The organism is Lysinibacillus capsici, from assembly GCF_003367505.1.
Taxonomy (GTDB): domain Bacteria; phylum Bacillota; class Bacilli; order Bacillales_A; family Planococcaceae; genus Lysinibacillus; species Lysinibacillus capsici.
The window spans coordinates 156,702-179,696 of sequence record NZ_PXXX01000013.1 but is presented as its reverse complement, the minus strand read 5'-3'; the positions used below and the strand labels follow the sequence as shown (position 1 = coordinate 179,696).

Here is a 22,995-nt window from a genome sequence, read left to right as displayed (position 1 = left end):
GACAATTTGTCAAAGGGGAGTAGCTAACAGGTAATTAACTTTCCCTGGTTTCACATTCGTCAAGACATGGTACAACCATCGGGTGTGATAGTGAATGGCTCTATACGTATGACGTGTAGATTGAAGTACCATAAATAGAAAGGGTACGAATTTACTTAGCGAGACCTTTGCCTGAATTAGGGCAGGGGTTTTTTTCTTTTATACTTGAATGACAGGGTCATTGAGGGTATAGAGAGCTTAGAGGAGGCACTAGAATGGAAGCGATTTTACTACAATATGGCTGGGTGTTAATTGTCCTTGTTGTATTAGAGGGATTACTAGCAGCTGATAACGCGGTAGTAATGGCTGTTATGGTGAAGCATTTACCACAAGAGCAGCAAAAAAAGGCGTTATTTTATGGACTATTTGGAGCATTGATATTCCGATTCTCCGCATTATTTGTTATTACAGTTTTAGTAAATTATTGGCAAATACAAGCGGTCGGTGCAGCTTATCTATTATTTATGTCTGCGAAAAATATATATGATTTACGAAAACATAAAGATGAAGAAGAAGCAGCAACCGAAAATGGTGGAAAAAAGGGTTCTGGTTTCTGGTTAACAGTACTAAAAGTAGAGGCTGCCGATATAGCATTTGCTATTGATTCGATGCTAGCAGCCGTTGCAATTGCTGTAACTTTGCCACACTTAGGTGAATTTGATATTGGTGGCATCAATGGCGGTCAGTTCATTGTGATGCTCCTTGGCGGATTTATTGGTGTCATTATGATGCGGTTTGCGGCCCAATGGTTTGTAAAAATATTAAATGATTACCCTTCACTTGAAACAGCGGCATTTCTAATCGTTGGCTGGGTAGGTGTGAAGTTAGTTGTCTTAACATTGGCACATGAGAAGGTGGGAATATTGCCTAAAGAATTTCCACATTCCACGGCATGGGAGTTAACATTCTGGATTGTCCTAGTAGGTATTGCTTTTGTCGGCTATTTAGTCGGTGTAAGAAAGAAAAAATAAGTAGATGAACGTTGGAGGAATAGTTATCACTATTCCTCTTTCTTTTTTTATGTATTTTTTCTATACTATAATCTATCTAGTTGGGCATCATATGTGGGAGGAGTTGTTAAAGTGCCTTGGAAAAAATCATCAAATAAACTAGTCACACCATTTCAGGTACTTGTTTCTTATTATTTTATAGCAATAGCGATTTCCTTCCTGTTATTACGGCTTCCAGGCGTTCATCAAGAAGGTGTAAAAGTCTCTTTTTTAGATAGCTTGTTTACAGCAGTAAGTGCAGTAAGTGTTACTGGGTTAACAACCATTAATATTTCGGAAACCTATACTACCTTTGGGCTTGTAATGATTCTTGTTATTTTACAGTTAGGCGCCATTGGTATTATGTCACTTGGTACCTTTGTGTGGCTGCTTGTTGGGAAAAAAATAGGCATGCGTGAGCGACAGTTAATCATGATTGATCATAACCAGTACAGTGTCTCTGGTGTTGTTAAATTAATCCGCGAAATTTTAAAAATTTTATTTGGCATTGAATTAACGGGTACCATTATTTTAACGCTACATTTTACCAATTATTTTGATACATTAGAAGAAGCCTTTTTACATGGAATTTTTGCCTCTATTTCTGCTACGACAAATGGAGGATTCGATATAACGGGAATGAGCTTACTCCCATTCCATGATGATTATTTTGTACAGATGGTTACCATGGTACTGATTGTATTAGGTGCTATCGGATTTCCGGTATTAATTGAATTGAAGACTTTTTTGCTTAATCGACGCGAGAATTTCCGTTTTAGTTTATTTACTAAAATCACTACTTCAACATACGCTATTTTATTTATAGTTGGTGCGCTTGTCATTTTACTCCTTGAATCATTCCATTCTTTTAAGGAAATGTCTTGGCATGAGGCATTATTTTCAGCAATGTTCCATTCTGTATCAACGAGATCAGCTGGATTGACTACTTACGATGTCACGACTTTTAGTGAAGCTACAGATATATTCATGAGCTTCCTGATGTTCATTGGCTCTTCCCCAAGCTCAGTTGGTGGAGGTATTCGCACCACAACTTTTGCCTTGGCCATTTTATTCTTAATTACCTTTGCTAGAGGAAGAGAGGATATCCAAGTATTTGGACGAGAAATTCATTTGATTGATGTCTTCCGATCATTTGTTGTAATTTTATTAGCATTTTTCATGGTATTAGTTGCAACCCTTATCTTGCTTATAACAGAGCCACAAGCATCTCTTATTCAAATTATTTTTGAAATTACTTCAGCGTTCGGTACATGTGGTATGTCGTTAGGCATAACATCTGATTTATCAGTGGTTGGTAAAATCATTATCATTATTTTAATGTTTATTGGTCGAGTTGGATTAATATCATTCCTTTATACTCTTGGGGGTGGCGGAAGAGGAAAGAAATCAGGCTTCCACTATCCGAAGGAACGCGTAATTATTGGTTAAATTTTTAAAGTATGTGAGGCATTAAGTAAGGAGTAATTCCTTCGTAAACCTCATATAAAAGTAAAAATTATTATCTTGTCATAAAATATTCAAAAAATTTAAACTTTTATTTCCTGATTAGATAGATTGTTTTTTGGGCATTTTTTACAAAGTTTTATCAATCTTTGTTTAAGGAATTTGACCTATATTGGTAAGGCTGGCTATGAGTACTTAACTAACCGAACAATGAAGGGCAGAAGGAATAAATTTAGCAGTCTTTATTGTTACTATGAGGATTTAAGAATCGTTTAAGTAATAAAAAAAGCTAGTCCTGATAGTTATGACAGGACTAGCGTTTCTTATTAGTTAGAGTAGATTGTTGCAAAGTAAGGTGCTTGACCATGTCGGAAATAGGTTAACAGATAGCCATTTTTTTGTACAATTTTGCCATTTGCAAACTCTTGGTAATCAAGAGCATGAGGGCTAATCAAGGTATGCTTAAACAACTCTTTTTCAGTTAACTTAAAGTTAGCAAATTCCTCGCCTGCGATAGCTGGATCTTCTCGTAAAGCGTGATAAAGGGCTTTTTGTTGCTCTTCTGTAGGACGCTCATTCCACCATAGCTTCCGTGGTTGGAACTGCTGAGCCATTAAGTAATCAAGCTGCATTAAACTCTGGACAATGTTTAAATTCACATCATCAATCGTTTCTAAAAACATTAATAAACGACGGAATAAATCCTCTAGCTGATGGCCAATACGAGACCAACCTTTTGTTTCCCAATATGTTCCGAAGTTTTGGAAGAAATCAAATGGTGTATCAAAGACCTCTGTAACCAAGTATTCAATCGTATGATCCATACGGTGATCATTCCAATACTTTTCAAGAACATCCTCTGCATGCTTAATACGGACGATATCATCAAATGTTAGAACATTATTTGAAAAGATTTCGTAAGGAGATAGATCCACATAGGTATAGCCAAACTTCTCGGCTTCTAATCGAAGTCCTGTGCCGCGTAAAAGTTTCAAAAATCCAAGCTGTAATTCCTCTGGCCGCATTGCAAAGACATCATTAAATGTTTGACGAAAACTAGCGTAATCTTCCTCTGGTAAACCAGCAATTAAATCTAAATGTTGATCTATTTTTCCGCCATCTTTCACCATAGTAACTGTTCGCTTTAGTTTTTCAAAGTTTTGACGACGTTTTACAAGAGTATTTGTTAAATCGTTCGTAGATTGAACACCTATTTCGAATCGGAACAAACCTTTTGGTGCATTATCATTTAAGAATTGAATGACTTCAGGGCGCATTATATCAGCCGTGATTTCAAACTGGAATACAACACCTGGTTTGTGTTCATCAATTAAAAATTGGAACATTTCCATTGCGTAGCTACGACTGATGTTGAAGGTGCGATCCACAAATTTAATTGTTCGAGCTCCGTTATCCATTAAGAAACGAATATCCTCTTTTATTTTTTCACGGTTAAAGTATCGGACGCCAACTTCAATAGAAGATAAACAAAATTGGCAGCTAAATGGGCAGCCTCGGCTTGTTTCGATATATTGAATTCGCTTACCTAGGTAGGGAAGATCCTCCTCAAAACGAAAAGGACTTGGTAATTCGCGCAAATCAATTTTAGGTGGCATAGCGTGAATCTTGACTTTCTCGTCCTCTAAATAACAAATACCAGGAACATCTTCTAACAATATTTCACCGTGGAAATAGCGCAGTAATTGTTTAAATGAAGTTTCTCCTTCACCCATCACAATGAAGTCTACCTCAGGTATTCGACGTAACCAATGGTGACAATCATAAGAAACCTCAGGTCCCCCGAGCAGAATTTTAACATTTGGACAGACAGTTTTTAACATCTTGATAACGTGAATTGTTTCTTCGATGTTCCAGATATAGCAACTAAATCCAACGATATCAGGTTTTTTTTGGAATAAATCTGATACAATATTAAAAGCAGGGTCTTTAATAGTATACTCTGCTATAATTGGATTAAACTCCGGTAAAGCTGCGCCTTTTAAATAGCGCAATGCTAAATTTGTGTGAATATACTTTGCATTCAAAGTAGTTAAAATAGTATTCATGCAATAATCTTCCTTTCAACATCCTATTGTATCAGTCAAGTATCTGACATACAATATAATTCTTTTTACCTATTTATTTTGTGAACGGTTCGTGAAATAATTTAAAATACTTAAATTTACTAAATTTTGTAATAATAGAATCGTGCTGTCATAAAGTATAGTAAAGGCTCAAAATTCGATTTTAGAGGTTTTTTACTCTTTTGAAAGGTTCGGTGAGAAAGTTGAAGCAAAATGATATTAATCAATGTTTTGGAAATCTTATGAAAAGTACTTCGTCACCAACACTTATACTCAATAAAGCAGGGAAAATTTTAAACGTCAATGAGGCTGCTATCAATCTTTTCAATCTTAATTTAACCTATATTGGCTATTTAGCTATGGACGAGCCATCTAATTTTAAATGGACTAAGTTCGTCAAACAGTTACAAAATGATTTACGTTCAGAGGAAATTTTCAATATTCGCACAGTTGGAAATGACTACGAAATGTTATCTTTCAAATGCTTTTACGATCCTAATACAGAGGAAATTGTTGCGCAAATTTCAACATTAAATGATGATGTTGCCCATAAATTATATGTTAGCCAAGCACATGAGAGAGCGCAATCTTTTAATGCCTACGATTACTTACCTTATGCTGTTATTGTTAGTGACGCTAGTGGTATTATTCTTGGGCTAAATAAATATGCGGAAATGTTTCTGAAAGTTGAAAATTCGCAGCTTCTTCATAAAGCGCATCAGCATATATTTGATTCGTTTACATTGAAAAAGGGGCAAATTACAACCTACCTTTCTAAGTTAATGGGTGAAAAACATGCAAGCATTCATGTAGTCGATGAAACACAAGTAAGCAGAACTTGCTATTATGAAATTTCAAGTATTTTTGATGAATACAATAATATTATTGTCACTGTGATTAATGATGAAACAGAGAAGAAGCAACTTCAACATAAAGTTGAGCATCAGCAAGCATTAAACGTTGTGGGACAGATGGCAGCGAGTATTGCGCATGAAATTCGTAACCCATTAACTTCTTTAAAGGGTTTTACTGAATTACTAAAATTAAATGCTGATGATGAATCACGCATGTATCTCTCTGTTATTGACAGTGAGCTTCAACGGATGGAACAGATCTTATCCGAATTATTAGTATTGTCTAAGCCAACAACGATGAAAGTGGAATTATTAGAACTGGATCATATTGTAAAGCAAGTCATTGAGTTTATGCTACCAGATGCACTCATGAAAAATATTATGATTCAGTATATTTCAACCCCTAATCAAGTCTATATTGGCGGCAACGAGAATCGACTAAAGCAAGTGCTGATGAATTTAATTAAAAATGCAATGGAATCCATGAATAATGGTGGTACGATTACCGTCGAAATGGCAACAATTGACTGTGCGATTGTCGAACTTATGATAAAAGATGAAGGTGTTGGCATGGACAGCACGACACTTCAAAACCTATTCCAGCCTTTTTACACGACAAAATCAACAGGGACAGGACTGGGCCTTGCTTTCGTGAAAAAGGTGATTGAAGAACATGAAGGAGTAATTGGCGTTAGTAGTGAACTACAGAAGGGGACATGCTTCCATCTGCAGTTTCCAATTTACACATTCAATCAGATGGATACAATGGAAGTATCCACAAAAGATTCTGCTTATTTAGTAACATAAAGAAAGTAAAAATGGTTGCATAATGAACAACAAAACCTTCTAAATCATATATTGCTTTTGACAATGCTTTTCTAATGTCGCTATAATGTCATGTATAAAGAGCGAAGTGAGAGGAAAAGAATATGCCGTCAGAAGATCTAAAACAATCTTTAAAATTATATATTGTATTATCACGTGCACTAAAAGCAATTAATGAAACAACACATCAATTATTTCAGGATAATGGTTTAAACCCAACTGAATTTGCTGTTCTAGAACTTCTCTATCATAAAGGAAGACAGCCATTACAGCAAATTGGCAATAAAATTTTGTTAGCCAGTGGGTCTATTACGTATGTCATTGATAAGCTAGAGAAGAGAGGTTACTTATTACGAGTATCTTGTCCTGCTGATCGTCGTGTTACGTATGCAGAAATCACCCCTGAAGGTGAAGCTTTTATGGGAGAGCTGTTCCCAAAACACGAACAGCATTTGCATGAATTAATGAGTGTACTATCCCCAGAAGAAAAAGAACAAGCTATTACGTTATTGAAGAAAATTGGCCTTTCTATCAAAGACCTATCTTATTAAAAAAGTTGTCTCATTGATTTGAGACAACTTTTTTGTGATCAAATAGAAGGACGATAGACTATGTCTATCGTCCTTAGCATTTTATTATTTTTTAGATATAGTTGCTGCCATATTAAGCATAGCATCTGTTAAATCTTGTTCATCATTATCATGAATAGTGAATTTTGTAATGAGACCATCTTTCTCAAGGACAACCCCAATTACTTTCTCAGTGTCGAAGTCCACAACATACCCCTCGATATTTTGAACATCTTTAAATGCTGCTAATTCCTCAGCAGTTAGAGCTACTGTTTCACCCACTGCGTTCATATAATCTTGCATAGTTGTTTTTACTTCTTCAAAGCTCGATTGTGAAGCTTCAATTGTTTCAATACGCATAAACACTTCGTCATCATCATTGGACACTAACATGTCTTTACCAGGCTCTTCTTGTGTCAGTGTAAAACCAGGAAGCTGTTGTAGTTTATAGCTTTGATCAACACTTGCTGATTCAGTTGCCTTTTCAGTTTTATCTACACCTTTTTGGACGTATTTTACATCTTGTTGAGGCTGTTTAGAAGCATCCTCTGTATTTGTATCATTTGATGCAGGTGTATCTTCTTCTTCCTCATTTGATTCACCTGCTGTATCATCTCCAGATGGTTTTTGATCGGCAGCAGTATTTGATGGCTCATTTTGTTGAGCATCTGAATCCCCTGTTTTATCAGATGTATTACACCCTACAACTAATACGGCTGTTAGTAATAATGCAAGAATAGAAACTAATTTTTTTTGCATAAAAAACCCTCCTTTTCTAAATTAAACGTTAGTAAAGATAAAATGTTTCCAAATATTAATGTTATGATGTTAACGGCAACACTAAAAATAATAATAGTACAAAAACGACATGAGCTACAATAACAAGTGGCATACTTTTACGCCATTCATATAAGAAGCCCCAAATAATGCTTGTTACCAATGCAGCAATGACACCAAGCATAAATCCGCTAAGGGCAATTGATACAGCACATAATACTGCGGTAACTATGACAGCCAGCGGTGGGCGCATAAAACGTTTTAACTGTTGTTGGATATAACCACGCCAAAATAATTCTTCACCTATGGCAACGATAAATACGAGTAAAACATAGTGCCAAATATTTTGTGGTCCGTAGCTTGCTAAAAATTTTTGAACGGATTGTACTAAGTTATTATTAATATATGGAGCGAGCCAGTAACCAAAGCGAATAATACCATATGTGATGGTACCGTATCCAATACCAAAGAGTAAAAATTGCCATGTAGGTAATTGATCTTCAATGGAGCCAGCTAAGATGGCAATGGCAATACATACTAGTAGAGTGAATGCATACATGTACCAAAATACAGCTTGGTTAGCAAAGGTAAAAGCAAGCATACCATAAACGAATAATAAAGAAAGGAGAAATAGTATTGTTTGTTTCGAATTTATTAGCATATTCGACCTCCATACCTTAATCTTATCAAAAAAATAGTCCCTTATCATCTATTAAGACAAATAGGGACTATTCAGACTATTAAGCTTCATTAGTATATAAAATTTTATATCGTTTATGATTGACGACCGTTTTTTCTTCAATTTCAAGGGAATCAAAATTCTCCATATATGTTAAGTTAACGATCACCGAATTTTCATTTACCTTTTCTACAATACCTTGGAGACCATTTTTAAACTCGATAATATTTCCAACTTCAGCTATTTTCACAGACAGTCAGCTCCTTCATCGACTAATAATATACAGTTTGCATGAAAAATTGGTAAACGTAAAGCTTTTTTTAAATAATTCATAATTTATTACACAAATGAGGCAAAGAGAGGAATAAAGTTCATGGAAAAATACGAAAATATGCTTAAACAATTACAAAATGGGGAAAGAGAAAGTATTGAAATTCAAAAGGAAGAATTTTACGAATTTCGTGAAATTCTTGTAAAACACCCATTATTTAAACATTATAGAGGTGAGGCCAAGCAAAATGGGCGAATTATCTATACTTATACTGAAACACCAAGAAGTTAATTTGTCGAACATTGTCGTAAGTTAATGCTGTAAGAAATGAAATATAAATGTATAATAATGGTATGATTATTTGTGTGTGGAGGGTTGTATGAATGGTCAATCTACTCTTGAAACAAATGGAACAAACTCGTGAGATGATGATTCGCTCAGGTGTAGAAAACGGGTTACAAAATGCAAAAACCATTCAACTGAGTCGCAGATTAGATCAGTTAATGAATACTTATTATAGACAGATGGCATTTGAAGAAGAAAAAGATCAAGAAGACTAAAAAAGATTGTTCCAGTATTCAGAGTAAAAAACATTTTAACATATATGTTTAAAATGCATTTCAATGGGGAATAACTTACTATGAACACAGCAACATTCTCATTTCCCCCTTTAGAGCAGTGATCCCCCAATCACTTGCTCTCTTTTTTTTGCTTATTCGGTATATATGCCCTACATATAAATTTTAGTACAAGTTGTGGGAAGAGTTTGAATTATTTCATTCCTTCACCTAAACTGAAAAGATATAGAGTTGGACTCTCACGGAGAGTACAGACATTCTAGAACAAAGGAGCATGTACATATGACAAAGAAACGTATTGCATTTATTGGAACTGGAGTAATGGGTGCTAGTATTATTAAGCATTTACTAAAAAATGGTCATGAAGTAACCGTCTATACTCGTACGCAAGAAAAAGCAGAGCCTCTTGTTGCCTTAGGGGCGTCATGGGCAAGCTCACCTGCTGAAGCATTTAAAAATCATGAAATTGCCTTTACAATGGTTGGCTATCCTTCAGATGTAGAGGAAGTATATTTTGGGGAAAATGGCCTCTTCCAAACAGCAGAACAAGGCAATATTGTCATTGATATGACGACTTCAGAGCCATCTTTAGCAAAGAAAATTTATATGTATGCTCAATCCATCGGTGTAGAGGCTTTAGACGCCCCTGTTTCAGGTGGGGATATTGGTGCTCAAAATGGCACTTTGTCTATCATGATTGGTGGCGATCAGGTCACATACGACAAGGTATTGCCAATTATGAAGCAATTTGGAGAAAATATAATTTATCAGGGTGAAGCAGGAGCTGGGCAGCATGCAAAGATGTGCAATCAAATTGTTATTGCCTCTGGTATGATTGGCGTGTGTGAATCACTAGCTTATGGACTAAAGGCAGGATTAGATTTACCTACCGTTTTACAATCGATCTCTTCAGGTGCAGCAGGTTCATGGTCTTTAAGCAATTTAGCCCCACGTATGATAAAAGAAGATTTTGCACCAGGCTTTTATATTAAACATTTTGTAAAGGATATGAAAATAGCTTTAGACGAATCAAACAAAATGGGCATAACATTACCAGGACTTGCATTAGCCTATGAAATGTATGAGAAATTAATCGCAGCAGGCTATGGTGATAATGGTACACAAGCACTCTTAAAGTATTATAAATAATTCGCGATGGGATTCTGAATAGGAAACCTGAAGGCTCCTTAAATGGGAGACCTTCAGGTTTTTTGTTTTACTCTTTCCCGAAAAGTTGAGAATCCAGTGAGAAGCTGGATGCGCCTGCGAGAGTAAAGTAAAGAGCTATTGCACCTAAAGCTAAATCTAATTCATAACCAGCCAATCCATCTGCCCCGATAAAGCCGATGCTAAGTTTTGCTGTAAAGATCGCCACAATCATTGTAATGGTTAATAAAGCACCAAATATTCTTGTTGCTAAACCTAAAATAATTGCAATTCCTCCAACTAATTCAATAATTGCCACGATATACGCCATAAATCCTGGTATACCTAGGCTATCAAAGAAGTCAGCTGTATAGCTAATGCCACCTTGAAATTTTTGAAAACCATGCACTGCAAAAATAACGCCTAGAACGATACGTAAAATTGTTGAACCAATATTTTGCATAATAAAGTAACTCCTTATCTTTTTTTGCTTACAATTCGTAACTTAGTTTATTTTTAAAAACAACTTTTGTCAAGTAACTTAATGTATTTTTAGAACAAGTTTTTTTAAAAAGTGATATACTCTTAAATAGGAACTAATATACAAAGGGGGGAAGTCATTTGGATCAAAAAAATATTTGTCCGCGATTTGAAAAAGCACTCATGATATTAAATCATCGTTGGAATACGCTACTTATTTATCAGCTATTAGATGGTCCGCAAAGGTATTCGACCATTAAAAATCAGTTGAATATTAGTAGTCGTGTATTAACAGAACGTTTAAAGGAATTAGAGACTGAGCAAATAGTGCTACGTACAGTAATTCCATCAACACCAGTTTTCATTGAGTATGAACTTACAGAAAAGGGTTATGCTATTGCACCTGTGCTAAAAGCGATTGAGCAATGGTCCTCTGAATGGGTAACCATAGATATAGAATGATAAAAAGGTATTCAAGCGAGGGGCTTGAATACCTTTTTTGGTTTTACACAGAAAATAAGCGTTCAATTATCGACCATTTGGCAGTTATTTTTCAGTGAATTTACTGTTATATTGTAAATAATATTAATTTTCTTTAAAAAAAGGTATTTTTTATTTCAGAGAGAAATTAATTGTTTATTATAGAGAATGGAGAGGAGGGTTTTATGAAGAAGAGTACAGCTATAGACGTACAACATCGAAGTCAATTAGCCATTTATTTATCATTACCGATACTTTCATGGGCATTTTATGATTTTGCGAATACAATTTTTTCTTCAAATATAAATACAATATTTTTTCCCTTTTACATGGATGAGGTTTTAGGAACAAATGAAGTCATGCAACAAGTTGCGAGCACCTTTATATCTTATGCAAATGCCATTGCAAGCTTGTTGCTCGTTATCTTTTCACCCCTTTTCGGTGTGTGGATTGATAACACAGGTTATAAAAAGAGATTTATTGTATGGTTTGCATCCATATCTATTCTATTTACATTTATTATGGGAATATTTGCTAATGCACAAACCACTGTCAATTACTCTGGTGTGCCTCTTAGTTTATTTTTGGTAGTTGCAAGTTTTGTCATAGCAAAATTTTTCTTTAATTCAAGTTTAGTATTTTACGATTCTATGATGGGTGATCTAGGGACAAAAGAAGAGATGCCGCTCATTTCAGGGTATGGTGTTGCAATCGGGTATCTTGGTACACTTTTTGGATTACTTGTTTACTTGTATGTTGGTAACAGCGATTTTCATCGAGCATTTATCCCAACAGCCATTCTGTATCTACTCTTTTCATTGCCATTATTCTTAATTAATAAAGATACACCGATCCCAAAGTCCCAACGAAAGTCCTTAAAGTTTTTAGATGGTTATAAAGAAATCATTCAAACATTTAAAGATATGAAGCAATATAAAGCAATCTTTACCTTTATGATTGCTTATTTCTTTCTAAATGATGCCATTGCTACGACGATTGCTATGATGGCTGTTTATGCGACAACGATTGTTGGCTTTAGTTCTGGACAATTTATTGTACTTTATTTGGTCTCTACTGTCTCAACAATCATTGGGTCACTTGCCTTTGGGTATATTACGAAATCAATAGGCGCTAAACGTGCCATTACAATTGTTGCACTTATTATGATTGTTGCTTTGGTATTCGCTGTTTTTGCTTCAGCACAATGGATGTTCTGGCTTGCTGGTAGTCTATTTGGTATATCACTTGGCTCAATGTGGGTGACATCTCGGACATATATTATTGAATTATCACCAAACGAAAAACGTGGACAATTTTTTGGGTTGTTTGCTTTTTCAGGTAAAGTATCCTCCATTATTGGTCCAGCTATATATGGAACTGTTACATTATGGATGAAGGATTATGGTACTATTGCTAGTCGTGTAGCATTATCAACGTTGATCGTTATGACTGTCGTTGGTCTATTGGTACATCTAAAAGTTAATGATAAAAATGGAAATAGCAAGTAGGAGAAATGTATTGCCTATGATACAATTGAATTATAAACAGATGTAGAGAAAGGAGCGGGGTTGCATTGGAACATAAAGGAATATTATTAGAAAGTGGCACAAATGAGCTAGAGATTGTTGAATTTGAAGTAGCAAACAATAAGTTTGGCATCAATGTTATTAAAGTAAAAGAAATTATTCAACCGATCCCAGTAACGTTTATCCCACACGCGCACCCGCATGTAGAAGGAATCATTCAATTAAGAGGTGAGGTATTACCTGTTGTAGATATGCTACGAGTATTAGGAATTCAAGGTGCTGAGCGTAATCCACAACAAAAATATATTGTCGCAGAATTTAATAAACAACGTGTCGTTTTCCATGTAGATAATGTAACACAAATTCATCGTATTTCTTGGAATCAAATCGAAAAGCCTTCAGATATGTATCAAGGGGGTACATCACAAGTAATTGGTGTGATTAAACAGAATGAGCAAATGATTCTATTACTAGATTTCGAAAGAATTATGGTGGATATCAATCCTGCATCAGGAATTAGTGTGGAATCTGTTAAAAAGCTCGGTAAACGTGAGCGATCTGGAAAGCGAATTTTAATTGCAGAAGATTCACCGTTATTACGTAAATTACTGTTTGATACTATGAGTGAAGCTGGTTATGACAATGTTGAATTCTTTGAAAATGGCCGCGATGCTTATGAATACTTAGAGGGAATTGCAAAGAGTGGTAGTGACATAGCAGAGCATATTCAATTGGTGGTAACGGATATTGAAATGCCACAAATGGATGGCCATCATTTAACACGAAAAATCAAAGAGCATCCCGATCTTCAAAAGCTTCCTGTTATCATTTTTTCAAGTCTAATTACAGATGACCTTCGTCATAAAGGTGATCAAGTAGGGGCTGAGGATCAAATAAGTAAGCCAGAAATTGCAGAGCTCATTTTACGTGTTGACCAACTTATTCTGTAATCACCATGGCTTACATGATACTTCTCAATTTTAATAATGGGTATCCTGCAAGTATAAATAAATGAAAGTAAAGTCGGATGCCTTAATTAAGAGGGTCCGATTTTTTTGTATATGTCCAAATATTATGAACAAAATAAATGGTAGATGCTTGAAGGATGTGATTATTTGAATGAATTAAAAACAGCTATTATTGATATCGGCTCCAATACTATACGATTAGTATTATATCAATATGATAATGAAGAGGGACTTCATGAGCTTGGAAATATTAAGACGGTAGCACGTTTGCGTACATATTTACAGCCCTCAGGAGAGATGTCTGATGAAGGTATTCAAGTGTTATCAGAAACTTTATTAACATTTAAAGCAATGCTTGAGGATTTTGAAGTAACAGATGTAAAAGCTGCTGCGACTGCGGCTATTCGACAAGCCACTAATCGAGACAAAATTATAGAGGAAATGAAAGAACGGACTGGTATCCAAATAGAGCTTTTATCAGAAGAGGAAGAGGCCTATTTTGGCTACGTTGCTGTTGCTTATTCCATGGGTACGAAATCGGCCGTAACAATCGATATCGGTGGTGGTAGTACCGAAATTACGCTGTTTGAAAATAAAGAAATTCAGCAATCACATAGTTTCCCTTTTGGGACAGTTTCTTTAAAGCAACGTTTTGTAAAAGGTGACATTATCAATAGTAGTGAGAAAAAAGAGCTTCTTGCCTTTGTCAAAGAGCAGTTCCAAACACTCCCTTGGATAAAAAATGTTGCTCTACCTATTATCGCAATTGGTGGTAGTGCGCGTAATATTGCTCAAATACATCAACAAAAGCATGATTATCCTATTGCCAGCGTACATGGTTATGAAATGACAAAGGAAAATTTGGATGATTTAAGCTTATTTTTAGGGCAATTAAGCTTTCAGGAATTGAAACAATTGGATGGTCTCTCATCTGACCGTGCAGATATCATTGTTCCTGCATTAGAGGTATTTAGAGTGTTGATGGAGGTAGTTGGTAGTGAGACCTTCCAACTGACAAAGCGAGGGTTACGTGAGGGACTCATTATTCAACGGATTTTGCAAACAGATACAAAGGCATTTGATAAATATAATGTATTTGAAGGAAATGCTAGAAGATTAGCACGTCAGTATGGTCGGAGTGAAGTGGAAGTAGATTATTTAATGCATTTAGCAGACCAATTGTATCGTGAATGTTGTCATTTAGGCTACTTGCAATATCATCCAGAAGATTTGCATTTATTAGCAAAAGCGGCGAAGGTTTTTAATATAGGAGAGTATATCGAATTAAGCTCTTCAAGCCAACATACTTTTTATTTAATTGCGAATCAATCCATTGATGGTTTAAATCATTTAGAACGAGTAAAACTAGCACTTCTTGCCTCCTATAAAAATAAAGATTATTTCGAACGATTTGCTGCTCCATTTGCTACATGGATGAGTCGGGAGGAACATCGTAAAATAAGAGATTTCGGAGCGTTATTAAAATTTGTCTATGCATTAAATGTTTCAAAACGCAATATAGTACATGCTATTGAAATGCACACCGAAGAAGATCATGTTCAGCTTAATATTTATGTAAAAAAGAATGCTGCGGCTGAAAAGTATCAAGCCAATCGACATAGAAAGCATTTAGAACGTGCATTAAAAATCCCAATGAAGATCAATTTTATTGAAGAAGGGTGGAACAATGGATGACAACTGAAGTAACGAAAAACGAGCTACATGGGGAAGAGTTCTCCGAAAACTACAATCTATTGTTAGAGGAAATTGCAAAGCCTCAATATTATAATAATCGTGAATTAAGCTGGCTTGCCTTTAATGAACGCGTGCTAGAGGAAGCAGAGGATATTAATAATCCTCTGCTCGAGCGTTTAAAATTTTTAGCTATATTTAGTTCCAATCTAGATGAATTTTTTATGGTTCGTGTTGCAGGCTTACAGGACCAGGTACGTGCTGGTTTTCATAAGCCCGAAAACAAATCTGGCTTAACGCCGAAGGAACAGTTGGCCAAAATAGCAGAACGCACACAAGCATTAGTGCGTCGACAAACTGAGGTGTATAGACATTTAATCTATGATTTACTACCTCAACATAATGTACATATTGCGGACATGAAAGATTTAAATAGCAAGCAAAAATCATTTATCAATGAAATGTTTGCAGAAACTATCTTCCCTGTTTTAACCCCTGTTGCAGTGGATGCATATCGTCCTTTCCCAACCTTGCTTGGTAAAACTTTGAATTTATTAGTGCTGTTAGAGCAGGATGAGTCAGATCTTGAAAGTCGTGAAAAAGTGGCGATTGTCCAGGTTCCATCAGTGTTAGATCGCTATATAAAAGTACCGTCCGAAGAAGGTAAGACAGTTGTAGTTTTATTGGAGGATGTGATAGTAGCGCATATTGAAAAGCTGTTTTATGGCTATAGCGTAAAATCAGCACAAGCCTTCCGCTTAACAAGAAATGCAGATTTAACTATCCATGAAGAAGGGGCTCGAGATCTTCTCGTGGAGATCGAAAAAGAGCTGAAAAAGCGAAAATGGGGAGTAGGAAGCCGTTTAGAAGTTCGAGTTGGAGAAATGAACGAGGAAGTGCTGCAATACTTACTAGATGAATTCGAAATAGAAGAATCGGATGTTTTCCATATTGATGGTCCTTTGGATTTAACGTTTATGTTCTCTTTTGTGAAAGGTATTTCAGTAGGTCGTGAGCATTTAGAATATGAAAGCTTTATCCCACAGCCACCTTTAGATTTACAGTCTGACGAAAATATTTTTGAAAAAGCACTTCAACAGGATATATTTTTCCATCATCCATATGAATCTTTTGCCCCTATTGTTGATTTTATTTCTGAGGCCGCTATCAACCCGAATGTGTTGGCTATAAAACAGACATTATATCGAGTAAGCGGAAATTCACCGATTATTCAAGCGTTAAAACTTGCCGCTGAAAACGGTAAACAAGTAACGGTATTAGTGGAGCTAAAGGCTCGCTTCGATGAAGAAAACAATGTGCACTGGGCAAAACAATTAGAACAAGCAGGTTGTCTTGTGATCTATGGGATGAATAATTTAAAAACGCACTCAAAAATCACGCTAGTCGTTAGTCGTCGTAACGGCAAAATTGAACGTTTTGTCCATTTGGGTACAGGAAATTATAATGATGCTACTGCAAAAATTTATACGGATATGGGCATAATAACGACAGATAAAGAGTTTGGCATTGATGCGACAAATTTCTTTAACTACTTAAGTGGTTATACAGAAAAACCTACCTTTAATCATTTAGTCGTTGCACCATTTGATATACGCGATGAGTTTATTCGGTTAATGGATGAGGAAATTGCCTGTCATAAAAAATATGGAAATGGTTTTATTCGTGCAAAAATGAATTCATTGACAGACAAAGATTTAATGATGAAGCTTTATGAGGCATCGATTGCGGGTGTAAAGGTCGAGCTTATTATTCGTGGTATATGCTGTATTAGACCAGGAATCCCAGGTATTAGTGAGAACATTACCGTAACAAGTATTGTTGGTCGTTTCCTTGAACATTCTCGTATTTATTGGTTCCATCATAATGGGGAAAATAAAGTATATTTATCCTCTGCAGATATGATGACACGCAATATGATTAAACGTGTGGAAATTTTATTCCCTGTATATGCAAGTGAAGCAAAAACTCGTATTATTGACATAATGAATGCACAATTAATGGATACTGCCAAAGCCCGTATTCAAGACTCTAATGGTAAGTATCATTATAAAGAGTTTGATCGTAGCGAAGATCCATTAAATAGCCAGGAAATTTTCTTGAAGGATGCATTAAAGCCTACGCTAGACGAAGAATAGAGCAAACACGCTACTTAGTGAGGGATAGAATGAAAAAATGTAGAGAAAATGTAGCGCCATTTGCAGAATATCAACAGCTCATGCAACTGAATCCATTTGATGCAATCATTTGTTTGAGACAAGTTGATAAGACAGTGTTTGAGGTCGTTGAATTTAATGAAAAGCTATCGTCAATGATTGAGTTGGAGGATATAACAGCCAAAAACGCTGAGAACTTTTTTACTAAGCAATGCTGGCTGCAATTGTCGGGATTTCTAATTGAAGAAATCAATAAACAGCATACTCTAAAATTAGGTAACGGTCTTCAAGAGAAAACATTTATGCTTCATGTTCAGCACTTTTCTGAATCAATAGTTGCCATTATTCTTCGAGCGACACCATTTGAAGAAAATCCCTATTTACAGTTCATTGAACAACATATAAGTCCAGTGTTAACGACAGATTTACAAGGTCGAATAATTCATCAAAATATTGCTGCTACTGCTACACTATCGAGAGAGCAGCACAGTCTAATTGGACTAGATATTTTTTCATTACTCGAAAGTAAATATCTCAATGAGTTTAAACTATTATTTACCAAAACAATCGAAGGTTCAGCGTTTGGCATGCCTAAATGCTTATTGAAAGGTGATTTACTAAGCAAAGAGCCCTTTTATTTAAGAACGCATCCAACCTATTATAATGGTGAAGTTGTGGGTGTCCACCTATTTGTTAAAGATGCTAATTCATTTATGAATGATCATGAAGCATTCTATTACCTAGCACTGATGGATGAATTAACAGGTATTTGGAATCGAAAAGCTTTTAAGGAGCATTGGCTACAGCATTTAAATGATAAAAAGCAAGAGCATAAGCAAGCCGCTCTTATTTTAGTTGACATTGACCGTTTTAAAAAGTTTAATGAATCCCTTGGCGAGAGCAAGGGAGATGATTTGATGCGTATGTTTAGTCATAGGTTACGGGAGCTTTGCTACTCAAAGTGTTCGCTATATCGATATAATAGTGATGAGTTTATTTTTGTGCTAAAAGATGCAACCATCCAAAAAATTGAACGAACTGCAAACTTGATTATGGACGTATTAAAACAGCCATTTATGATAGATGGACAGGAATATTTTATTAGCGTATCGATTGGGATTTCACTTAGCCCAGCAGATGGTAAAGATATCGAGACACTTGTACGGAAAGCAGATAAAGCTTTATTTTCTGTTAAAGAACATGGTCGTTCACATTATCGCTACTACCGTGAAGATATGACGGCCATTTTTCCAAACGAAGCATTAATGGAGGCACATTTACGTCGAGCAATTGAATTTAATGAGCTAAGTCTTCATCTACAACCGCAAATGGATTTAGCAAATAATAGCATCAATAGCTTTGAAGCATTATTACGATGGAATAACCGTAAATTTGGTTTTGTATCACCAGCACAATTTATTCCTATTGCGGAAGCCTCAGGGTTGATTATTGAAATCGGTGATTGGATTATTGATGAGGTATGTCGTTACCAAAAAGAATGGCAATCGAAAGGATATCGTCCTGTACGGATTGCAGTCAATATATCCCCAAAACAGTTTAGAAAAGAAAATTTTGCCCGAAAAATTAAAACAGCTTTAAAGAAATATGGTGTACCGCCTGAATTATTAGAAGTAGAAATTACCGAAAGTTCCATGACAAATGTACATGAAACATTTTCGATTCTTACAGAACTGAAGCAATTAGGTGTTTATGTGTCTGTGGATGACTTTGGGACAGGCTATTCCTCATTAAGTTATCTCAAGCGTTATCCGATTGATATTATTAAAATTGATCAGTCATTTATTGCAGATATAGCAAAGGATGACAAAAATGAAGCCATCATAAAAGCCATTATTTCGATGTCTCATAATTTAGGATTAGAGGTCATTGCTGAGGGAATTGAAGAACCAATACAAGTTGATTTTCTCAAACGCCATCGTTGTCAAAAAGGGCAAGGCTATTTGTATAATAAACCATTACCAGTTGAAACGATTGTACAACAATATTTTGTAAGCTAGAAAACGAGTAGCACTTTCATCACAAAATAGATGAAGTGCTACTTTTTTATTTGCCGTTTTTAAGACCGTTTAAGACAATTGCTGTGAATTGCGCCATTTCAGAGGCTAGGTCAAAGTCTTCACTATGTATCAACCAATCATAGACATTCGCACGCATACAGCGCTGAATAAGTGTTTGTATGGTAGCAGCAGAAACATCTTGTCTAAATTCCCCATGTTGAATTCCTTCCTCGATATATGTATTCATTATCTGAAAAATCTTACGTTGTGGATTGATTAAATAATGATCCTGTTCTACTTGGTTTGTCATAGCAGCCGTATATACTGTACGTAATAAATCCTTTCCCACAATATTGGTTAAATATCTCATTTGCTCTTGATACACTAAGAGTATTTTTTCACTTGCTGGTAATGTGGGATCAATATTTTTTTCAACTGTACGATAAAAATTATCAAGCTCCTTAAATTTTTCTAAAATAACATCATATTTAGATGGGAAATGTGTATAAAATGTACCCTTTGAAACATTACATGCCTTTGTAATTTGTTCAACAGAAACATGTTCATAACCATGCTTGTTAAATAAATCTAAAGAAGTTTTCAATAATTTTTCACGTGTTTCTAATGCCTTTTTCTGTCTGCTTGTGAGTGTTTCCATTGGTAGCTAATACCTCCTATATTAAATATTGTAAAATATCTTTTGTAAAAAATATTCTGAAAATATTAATTTTTTAATTGACGAGATGGATTTCGATTGATTATGATTTAAATGACCGAAGTCAATGACTGCGGTCAATGATGTTATCTCGTTACTAATGTTACTTTAAAAAATGAAAGTTGGCTAGTATCTCATCAAGTTTTCTGTTGTATTTTCAAGGAATGGGGAGGTCACAATGAAGAAAAAATTGGGTTTTATTGGCTTAGGGAATATGGGTTTACCGATGGCTATTAACTTATTAAGAGCAGATTATCAGGTATATGGTTTCGATACGAATGCGGAAGCAATGGAACAATTCGCAGCAGCAGGTGGTTTCGGCCTTGAGACAGCTATGGATATTGCAAAAAAATGTGATGTTATTATGACAAGCTTGCCTACCCCTCAGGTTGTAGAATTGGTTTATCGATCAGAGCAAGGAATTTTACAACATGCAAAGAAAGGGTGCCTACTGATTGATTTTAGTACTGTTAATCCCGAATTGAATGATACGTTACATACAGAAGCTATAGCTTTGGGATTACGTTATTTGGGAGCGCCTGTCAGTGGGGGTGTCATAGGGGCTATCAATGCGACATTAACTATTATGGTTGGTGGTGGCACAGATGATTATATAAGTGCTAGTGAAATATTCAGAATAGTCGGTAAAAATATTTATCATTTAGGCACATCTTCAAGTATAGGAACGCGAATTAAATTACTCAATAACTTAATGATTGGCTTTTACACAGAGGCAGTTGCTGAAACGATTGTACTTGGCGAAAAAATGGGTATTCAGGCAGACACGCTCTATGAAGTATTAAATAATAGTTATGGGCAAAGCCGTATTTATGAACGTAATTATTTGGAATATATGAAAAATGATAATTATGAGCCGGGCTTTTCGACAAATCTACTATTAAAAGATTTGAAGTTAGCTAAGGAAATGGCGGATGAAGCAGGCGTATCGCTACGAATCGGCGAAAAGTTAGTGGATCTTTATAGTGAAATTGCTCAGCAGGGCTATGGAGAAAAAGATATGTCTGCAGCTTATTTAAGTTTAAAAGAAAAATGTAAACTAGAACAATTTTAAGAGGAGGAAATGGATATGACAACGACACAAGAGGTTAAAACATTAACACATTTTATTGGTGGCAAATTGGTTGAAGGAAAAAGTGGCCGATTCGGTTCGGTATTTAACCCAACAACAGGTGAAGTCATTGCTAAGGTACCCCTTGCAACAGTAGAGGAAACACAAGATGCAATCGAGCAAGCTCAAGCAGCATTTCCGGCTTGGCGTGATACATCAGTGGCTAAGCGTGCAGAAATTGTATTAAAGTTCCGTAACCTTATCACTGAAAATATGGAAGAGCTATTACAAATCATTTGTACTGAAAGCGGTAAAACGATTGAAGATGCCAAAGGTGAGATTACACGAGGACTTGAATCTGTTGACTTAGCCATTGGTGCGCCACATTTAATGAAAGGAGAATACTCCGTAAATGTTGGAGGTCAAATAAATGCTTATTCTGCAAAATATCCATTAGGGGTTGTGGCAGCAATTTCTCCATTTAATTTCCCCATCATGGTGCCTCTAGCACAAACGAGTATGGCCATTGCTGTAGGAAATGCGGTTATTTTAAAGGCATCTGAGCGTGTGCCAATGACTTCATTATATGTTAGTGAGCTTTGGAAGAAGGCGGGATTGCCTGATGGTATTTGGACAGTAATCAATGGTGATAAAGATGCGGTCAATGAACTTTTAGAAAACCCAGCTGTGCAAGCGATTTCATTTGTTGGATCAACACCAGTAGCTAAATATATTTATGAAACAGGATCAAAGTACGGTAAACGTGTCACGGCTCTTGGTGGTGGTAAAAACAATATGGTCGTGATGCCAGATGCGGATCTTGAACAGGTTGCTAATGCCTTTATTGGTGCAGCTTATGGAGCAGCATCCCAACGTTGCATGGCAATATCTACTATCATGCCTGTAGGAAAGGATACTGCTGATCGCCTAGTAGATATTCTTAAGGAAAAAATTTCTAATCTGAAAGTAGGCCCATATACAAACCCTGATTCAGATTTTGGCCCTGTTATTTCTCAGCAATCAAAAGAAGCAATTCTTACTGCAATTAATCGAGGGGAAGCCGAAGGAGCTTCAGTAATTTGTGACGGACGAGAACTTGATATTGTCAAAGAGTCTAAAGGGTTTTATGTAGGGCCTACATTATTAGATCATGTAAAGCCAGGCATGGAAGTTTACGAGCAAGAAATATTTGGTCCAGCTCGCAATGTTGTTCGTGTAGATTCCTTAGAGGAAGCTATTACACTTATCAATAAGCATGAGCTAGGTAATGGTGTCACAATCTTTACGAATGATGGATTAGCAGCTCGAAAATTTACAACAGAAATTGATGTTGGCATGGTTGGTGTCAATGTACCAATTCCAATTCCTGTTGGCTACCATAACTTTGCAGGCTTTAAAGGATCTCGTTTTGGTGAGGGGCATATGTTTGGCCCAGATCAAGCACGATTCTTTACAAAAACTAAGACAATTTCAGAGCGTTGGATGGCTGGCAATGCCTCCTCAGCATCCACGTTTGCATTCCCAAGCAATAACGACTAATAAAACCTAGAGCTGTAGAGTTATACTGCTCTTTTTCTAAAAAAGGGGATGGGTGGGGT

21 protein-coding genes are annotated in these 22,995 nt (G+C 35.8%); 15 read left to right on the top strand and 6 right to left on the bottom strand.

Annotated elements, in window-relative coordinates; translation table 11 throughout:
* The first annotated feature begins 254 nt into the window (after positions 1–254).
* Entirely contained in the window at positions 255–1,010 is a 756-nt protein-coding gene (locus C7B89_RS12475; protein WP_054549805.1) for a TerC family protein, read from the top strand.
* A gap of 111 nt (positions 1,011–1,121) precedes the next feature.
* A complete protein-coding gene (locus tag C7B89_RS12470; protein ID WP_036075771.1) occupies positions 1,122–2,477 on the top strand; it encodes a TrkH family potassium uptake protein in 1,356 nt (451 codons plus the stop codon).
* Positions 2,478–2,818: 341 nt separating this feature from the next.
* Here the strand turns inward: C7B89_RS12470 and C7B89_RS12465 are convergent, their stop codons facing one another.
* A complete protein-coding gene (locus C7B89_RS12465; protein ID WP_115673831.1) occupies positions 2,819–4,558 on the bottom strand; it encodes a B12-binding domain-containing radical SAM protein in 1,740 nt (579 codons plus the stop codon).
* Between the two features lie 260 nt (positions 4,559–4,818).
* On the opposite strand from C7B89_RS12465, the gene C7B89_RS12460 reads away from it, so the two are divergent.
* Both C7B89_RS12460 and C7B89_RS12455 read left to right on the top strand, forming a co-directional pair.
* Entirely contained in the window at positions 4,819–6,237 is a 1,419-nt protein-coding gene (locus C7B89_RS12460; protein WP_244205654.1) for a PAS domain-containing sensor histidine kinase, read from the top strand.
* Between the two features lie 122 nt (positions 6,238–6,359).
* The gene (locus C7B89_RS12455) at positions 6,360–6,806 is read left to right on the top strand and encodes a MarR family winged helix-turn-helix transcriptional regulator (RefSeq protein WP_004224579.1); all 447 of its coding nucleotides are present in this window, start codon (positions 6,360–6,362) and stop codon (positions 6,804–6,806) included.
* Between the two features lie 84 nt (positions 6,807–6,890).
* Here the strand turns inward: C7B89_RS12455 and C7B89_RS12450 are convergent, their stop codons facing one another.
* The 3 genes from C7B89_RS12450 to C7B89_RS12440 form a co-directional block, all read right to left on the bottom strand.
* A complete protein-coding gene (locus C7B89_RS12450) occupies positions 6,891–7,583 on the bottom strand; it encodes a hypothetical protein (RefSeq protein WP_112117427.1) in 693 nt (230 codons plus the stop codon).
* A gap of 61 nt (positions 7,584–7,644) precedes the next feature.
* Positions 7,645–8,262 (bottom strand): CPBP family intramembrane glutamic endopeptidase, encoded by a 618-nt coding sequence (locus C7B89_RS12445; protein WP_112117428.1) that lies wholly within the window; start codon positions 8,260–8,262, stop codon positions 7,645–7,647.
* 79 nt (positions 8,263–8,341) lie between these two features.
* The gene (locus C7B89_RS12440) at positions 8,342–8,530 is read right to left on the bottom strand and encodes a YkvS family protein (RefSeq protein ID WP_004224583.1); all 189 of its coding nucleotides are present in this window, start codon (positions 8,528–8,530) and stop codon (positions 8,342–8,344) included.
* A 123-nt stretch (positions 8,531–8,653) separates the two neighbouring features.
* Between C7B89_RS12440 and C7B89_RS12435 the strand changes: the two genes are divergently transcribed.
* The 3 genes from C7B89_RS12435 to C7B89_RS12425 all read left to right on the top strand — a co-directional run bounded on the left by C7B89_RS12435 (position 8,654) and on the right by C7B89_RS12425 (position 10,278).
* A complete protein-coding gene (locus tag C7B89_RS12435) occupies positions 8,654–8,842 on the top strand; it encodes a hypothetical protein (protein ID WP_048391995.1) in 189 nt (62 codons plus the stop codon).
* Between the two features lie 92 nt (positions 8,843–8,934).
* Positions 8,935–9,111 carry an aspartyl-phosphate phosphatase Spo0E family protein gene (locus C7B89_RS12430; protein WP_004224595.1) on the top strand — a complete coding sequence of 59 codons (177 nt, stop codon included), beginning with the start codon at positions 8,935–8,937 and terminating at the stop codon, positions 9,109–9,111.
* A 300-nt stretch (positions 9,112–9,411) separates the two neighbouring features.
* The gene (locus C7B89_RS12425; RefSeq protein ID WP_048391994.1) at positions 9,412–10,278 is read left to right on the top strand and encodes an NAD(P)-dependent oxidoreductase; all 867 of its coding nucleotides are present in this window, start codon (positions 9,412–9,414) and stop codon (positions 10,276–10,278) included.
* A gap of 67 nt (positions 10,279–10,345) precedes the next feature.
* Here C7B89_RS12425 and C7B89_RS12420 read toward each other — a convergent pair whose 3' ends face one another.
* On the bottom strand, positions 10,346–10,738 hold the full coding sequence (locus C7B89_RS12420) for a DoxX family protein (protein WP_048391993.1): 393 nt from the start codon (positions 10,736–10,738) through the stop codon (positions 10,346–10,348).
* A gap of 158 nt (positions 10,739–10,896) precedes the next feature.
* Between C7B89_RS12420 and C7B89_RS12415 the strand changes: the two genes are divergently transcribed.
* The 6 genes from C7B89_RS12415 to C7B89_RS12390 all read left to right on the top strand — a co-directional run bounded on the left by C7B89_RS12415 (position 10,897) and on the right by C7B89_RS12390 (position 19,613).
* Complete coding sequence (locus C7B89_RS12415; RefSeq protein ID WP_115673829.1) at positions 10,897–11,217, top strand: winged helix-turn-helix transcriptional regulator; 321 nt, start codon at positions 10,897–10,899, stop codon at positions 11,215–11,217.
* A gap of 203 nt (positions 11,218–11,420) precedes the next feature.
* Positions 11,421–12,743 carry an MFS transporter gene (locus tag C7B89_RS12410; RefSeq protein ID WP_115673828.1) on the top strand — a complete coding sequence of 441 codons (1,323 nt, stop codon included), beginning with the start codon at positions 11,421–11,423 and terminating at the stop codon, positions 12,741–12,743.
* Between the two features lie 65 nt (positions 12,744–12,808).
* Positions 12,809–13,711, top strand: coding sequence for a chemotaxis protein (locus tag C7B89_RS12405; protein ID WP_048391990.1), 903 nt, complete (start codon positions 12,809–12,811; stop codon positions 13,709–13,711).
* A gap of 165 nt (positions 13,712–13,876) precedes the next feature.
* A complete protein-coding gene (locus C7B89_RS12400) occupies positions 13,877–15,424 on the top strand; it encodes a Ppx/GppA family phosphatase (protein ID WP_115673827.1) in 1,548 nt (515 codons plus the stop codon).
* Positions 15,421–17,577: an RNA degradosome polyphosphate kinase gene (locus C7B89_RS12395; RefSeq protein ID WP_115673826.1), complete on the top strand. Its 2,157-nt coding sequence runs from the start codon at positions 15,421–15,423 to the stop codon at positions 17,575–17,577. Before C7B89_RS12400 ends, C7B89_RS12395 begins: the two co-directional genes overlap by 4 nt.
* Before the next feature lie 29 nt (positions 17,578–17,606).
* Positions 17,607–19,613 (top strand): GGDEF and EAL domain-containing protein, encoded by a 2,007-nt coding sequence (locus C7B89_RS12390; RefSeq protein WP_115673825.1) that lies wholly within the window; start codon positions 17,607–17,609, stop codon positions 19,611–19,613.
* Between the two features lie 46 nt (positions 19,614–19,659).
* On the opposite strand, the gene C7B89_RS12385 is transcribed toward C7B89_RS12390, so the two are convergent.
* Entirely contained in the window at positions 19,660–20,271 is a 612-nt protein-coding gene (locus C7B89_RS12385) for a TetR/AcrR family transcriptional regulator (protein WP_048391986.1), read from the bottom strand.
* 235 nt (positions 20,272–20,506) lie between these two features.
* Between C7B89_RS12385 and C7B89_RS12380 the strand changes: the two genes are divergently transcribed.
* Positions 20,507–21,400 carry an NAD(P)-dependent oxidoreductase gene (locus C7B89_RS12380; protein ID WP_115673824.1) on the top strand — a complete coding sequence of 298 codons (894 nt, stop codon included), beginning with the start codon at positions 20,507–20,509 and terminating at the stop codon, positions 21,398–21,400.
* A gap of 15 nt (positions 21,401–21,415) precedes the next feature.
* Positions 21,416–22,936, top strand: a complete 1,521-nt coding sequence (locus C7B89_RS12375; protein ID WP_115673823.1) for a CoA-acylating methylmalonate-semialdehyde dehydrogenase — start codon at positions 21,416–21,418, stop codon at positions 22,934–22,936.
* The last annotated feature ends 59 nt before the right edge of the window (positions 22,937–22,995 follow it).

Bases quoted from the DNA above. Each gene is read 5' to 3' on its own strand.
- C7B89_RS12395 (WP_115673826.1), top strand. From the start codon at position 15,421: ATGACAACTGAAGTAACGAAAAACGAGCTACATGGGGAAGAGTTCTCC.
- C7B89_RS12475 (WP_054549805.1), top strand. From the start codon at position 255: ATGGAAGCGATTTTACTACAATATGGCTGGGTGTTAATTGTCCTTGTT.
- C7B89_RS12460 (WP_244205654.1), top strand. From the start codon at position 4,819: ATGAAAAGTACTTCGTCACCAACACTTATACTCAATAAAGCAGGGAAA.
- C7B89_RS12375 (WP_115673823.1), top strand. From the start codon at position 21,416: ATGACAACGACACAAGAGGTTAAAACATTAACACATTTTATTGGTGGC.
- C7B89_RS12410 (WP_115673828.1), top strand. From the start codon at position 11,421: ATGAAGAAGAGTACAGCTATAGACGTACAACATCGAAGTCAATTAGCC.
- C7B89_RS12390 (WP_115673825.1), top strand. From the start codon at position 17,607: ATGAAAAAATGTAGAGAAAATGTAGCGCCATTTGCAGAATATCAACAG.
- C7B89_RS12465 (WP_115673831.1), bottom strand. From the start codon at position 4,558: ATGAATACTATTTTAACTACTTTGAATGCAAAGTATATTCACACAAAT.
- C7B89_RS12380 (WP_115673824.1), top strand. From the start codon at position 20,507: ATGAAGAAAAAATTGGGTTTTATTGGCTTAGGGAATATGGGTTTACCG.
- C7B89_RS12425 (WP_048391994.1), top strand. From the start codon at position 9,412: ATGACAAAGAAACGTATTGCATTTATTGGAACTGGAGTAATGGGTGCT.
- C7B89_RS12430 (WP_004224595.1), top strand. From the start codon at position 8,935: ATGGTCAATCTACTCTTGAAACAAATGGAACAAACTCGTGAGATGATG.
- C7B89_RS12435 (WP_048391995.1), top strand. From the start codon at position 8,654: ATGGAAAAATACGAAAATATGCTTAAACAATTACAAAATGGGGAAAGA.
- C7B89_RS12445 (WP_112117428.1), bottom strand. From the start codon at position 8,262: ATGCTAATAAATTCGAAACAAACAATACTATTTCTCCTTTCTTTATTA.
- C7B89_RS12385 (WP_048391986.1), bottom strand. From the start codon at position 20,271: ATGGAAACACTCACAAGCAGACAGAAAAAGGCATTAGAAACACGTGAA.
- C7B89_RS12420 (WP_048391993.1), bottom strand. From the start codon at position 10,738: ATGCAAAATATTGGTTCAACAATTTTACGTATCGTTCTAGGCGTTATT.
- C7B89_RS12455 (WP_004224579.1), top strand. From the start codon at position 6,360: ATGCCGTCAGAAGATCTAAAACAATCTTTAAAATTATATATTGTATTA.
- C7B89_RS12450 (WP_112117427.1), bottom strand. From the start codon at position 7,583: ATGCAAAAAAAATTAGTTTCTATTCTTGCATTATTACTAACAGCCGTA.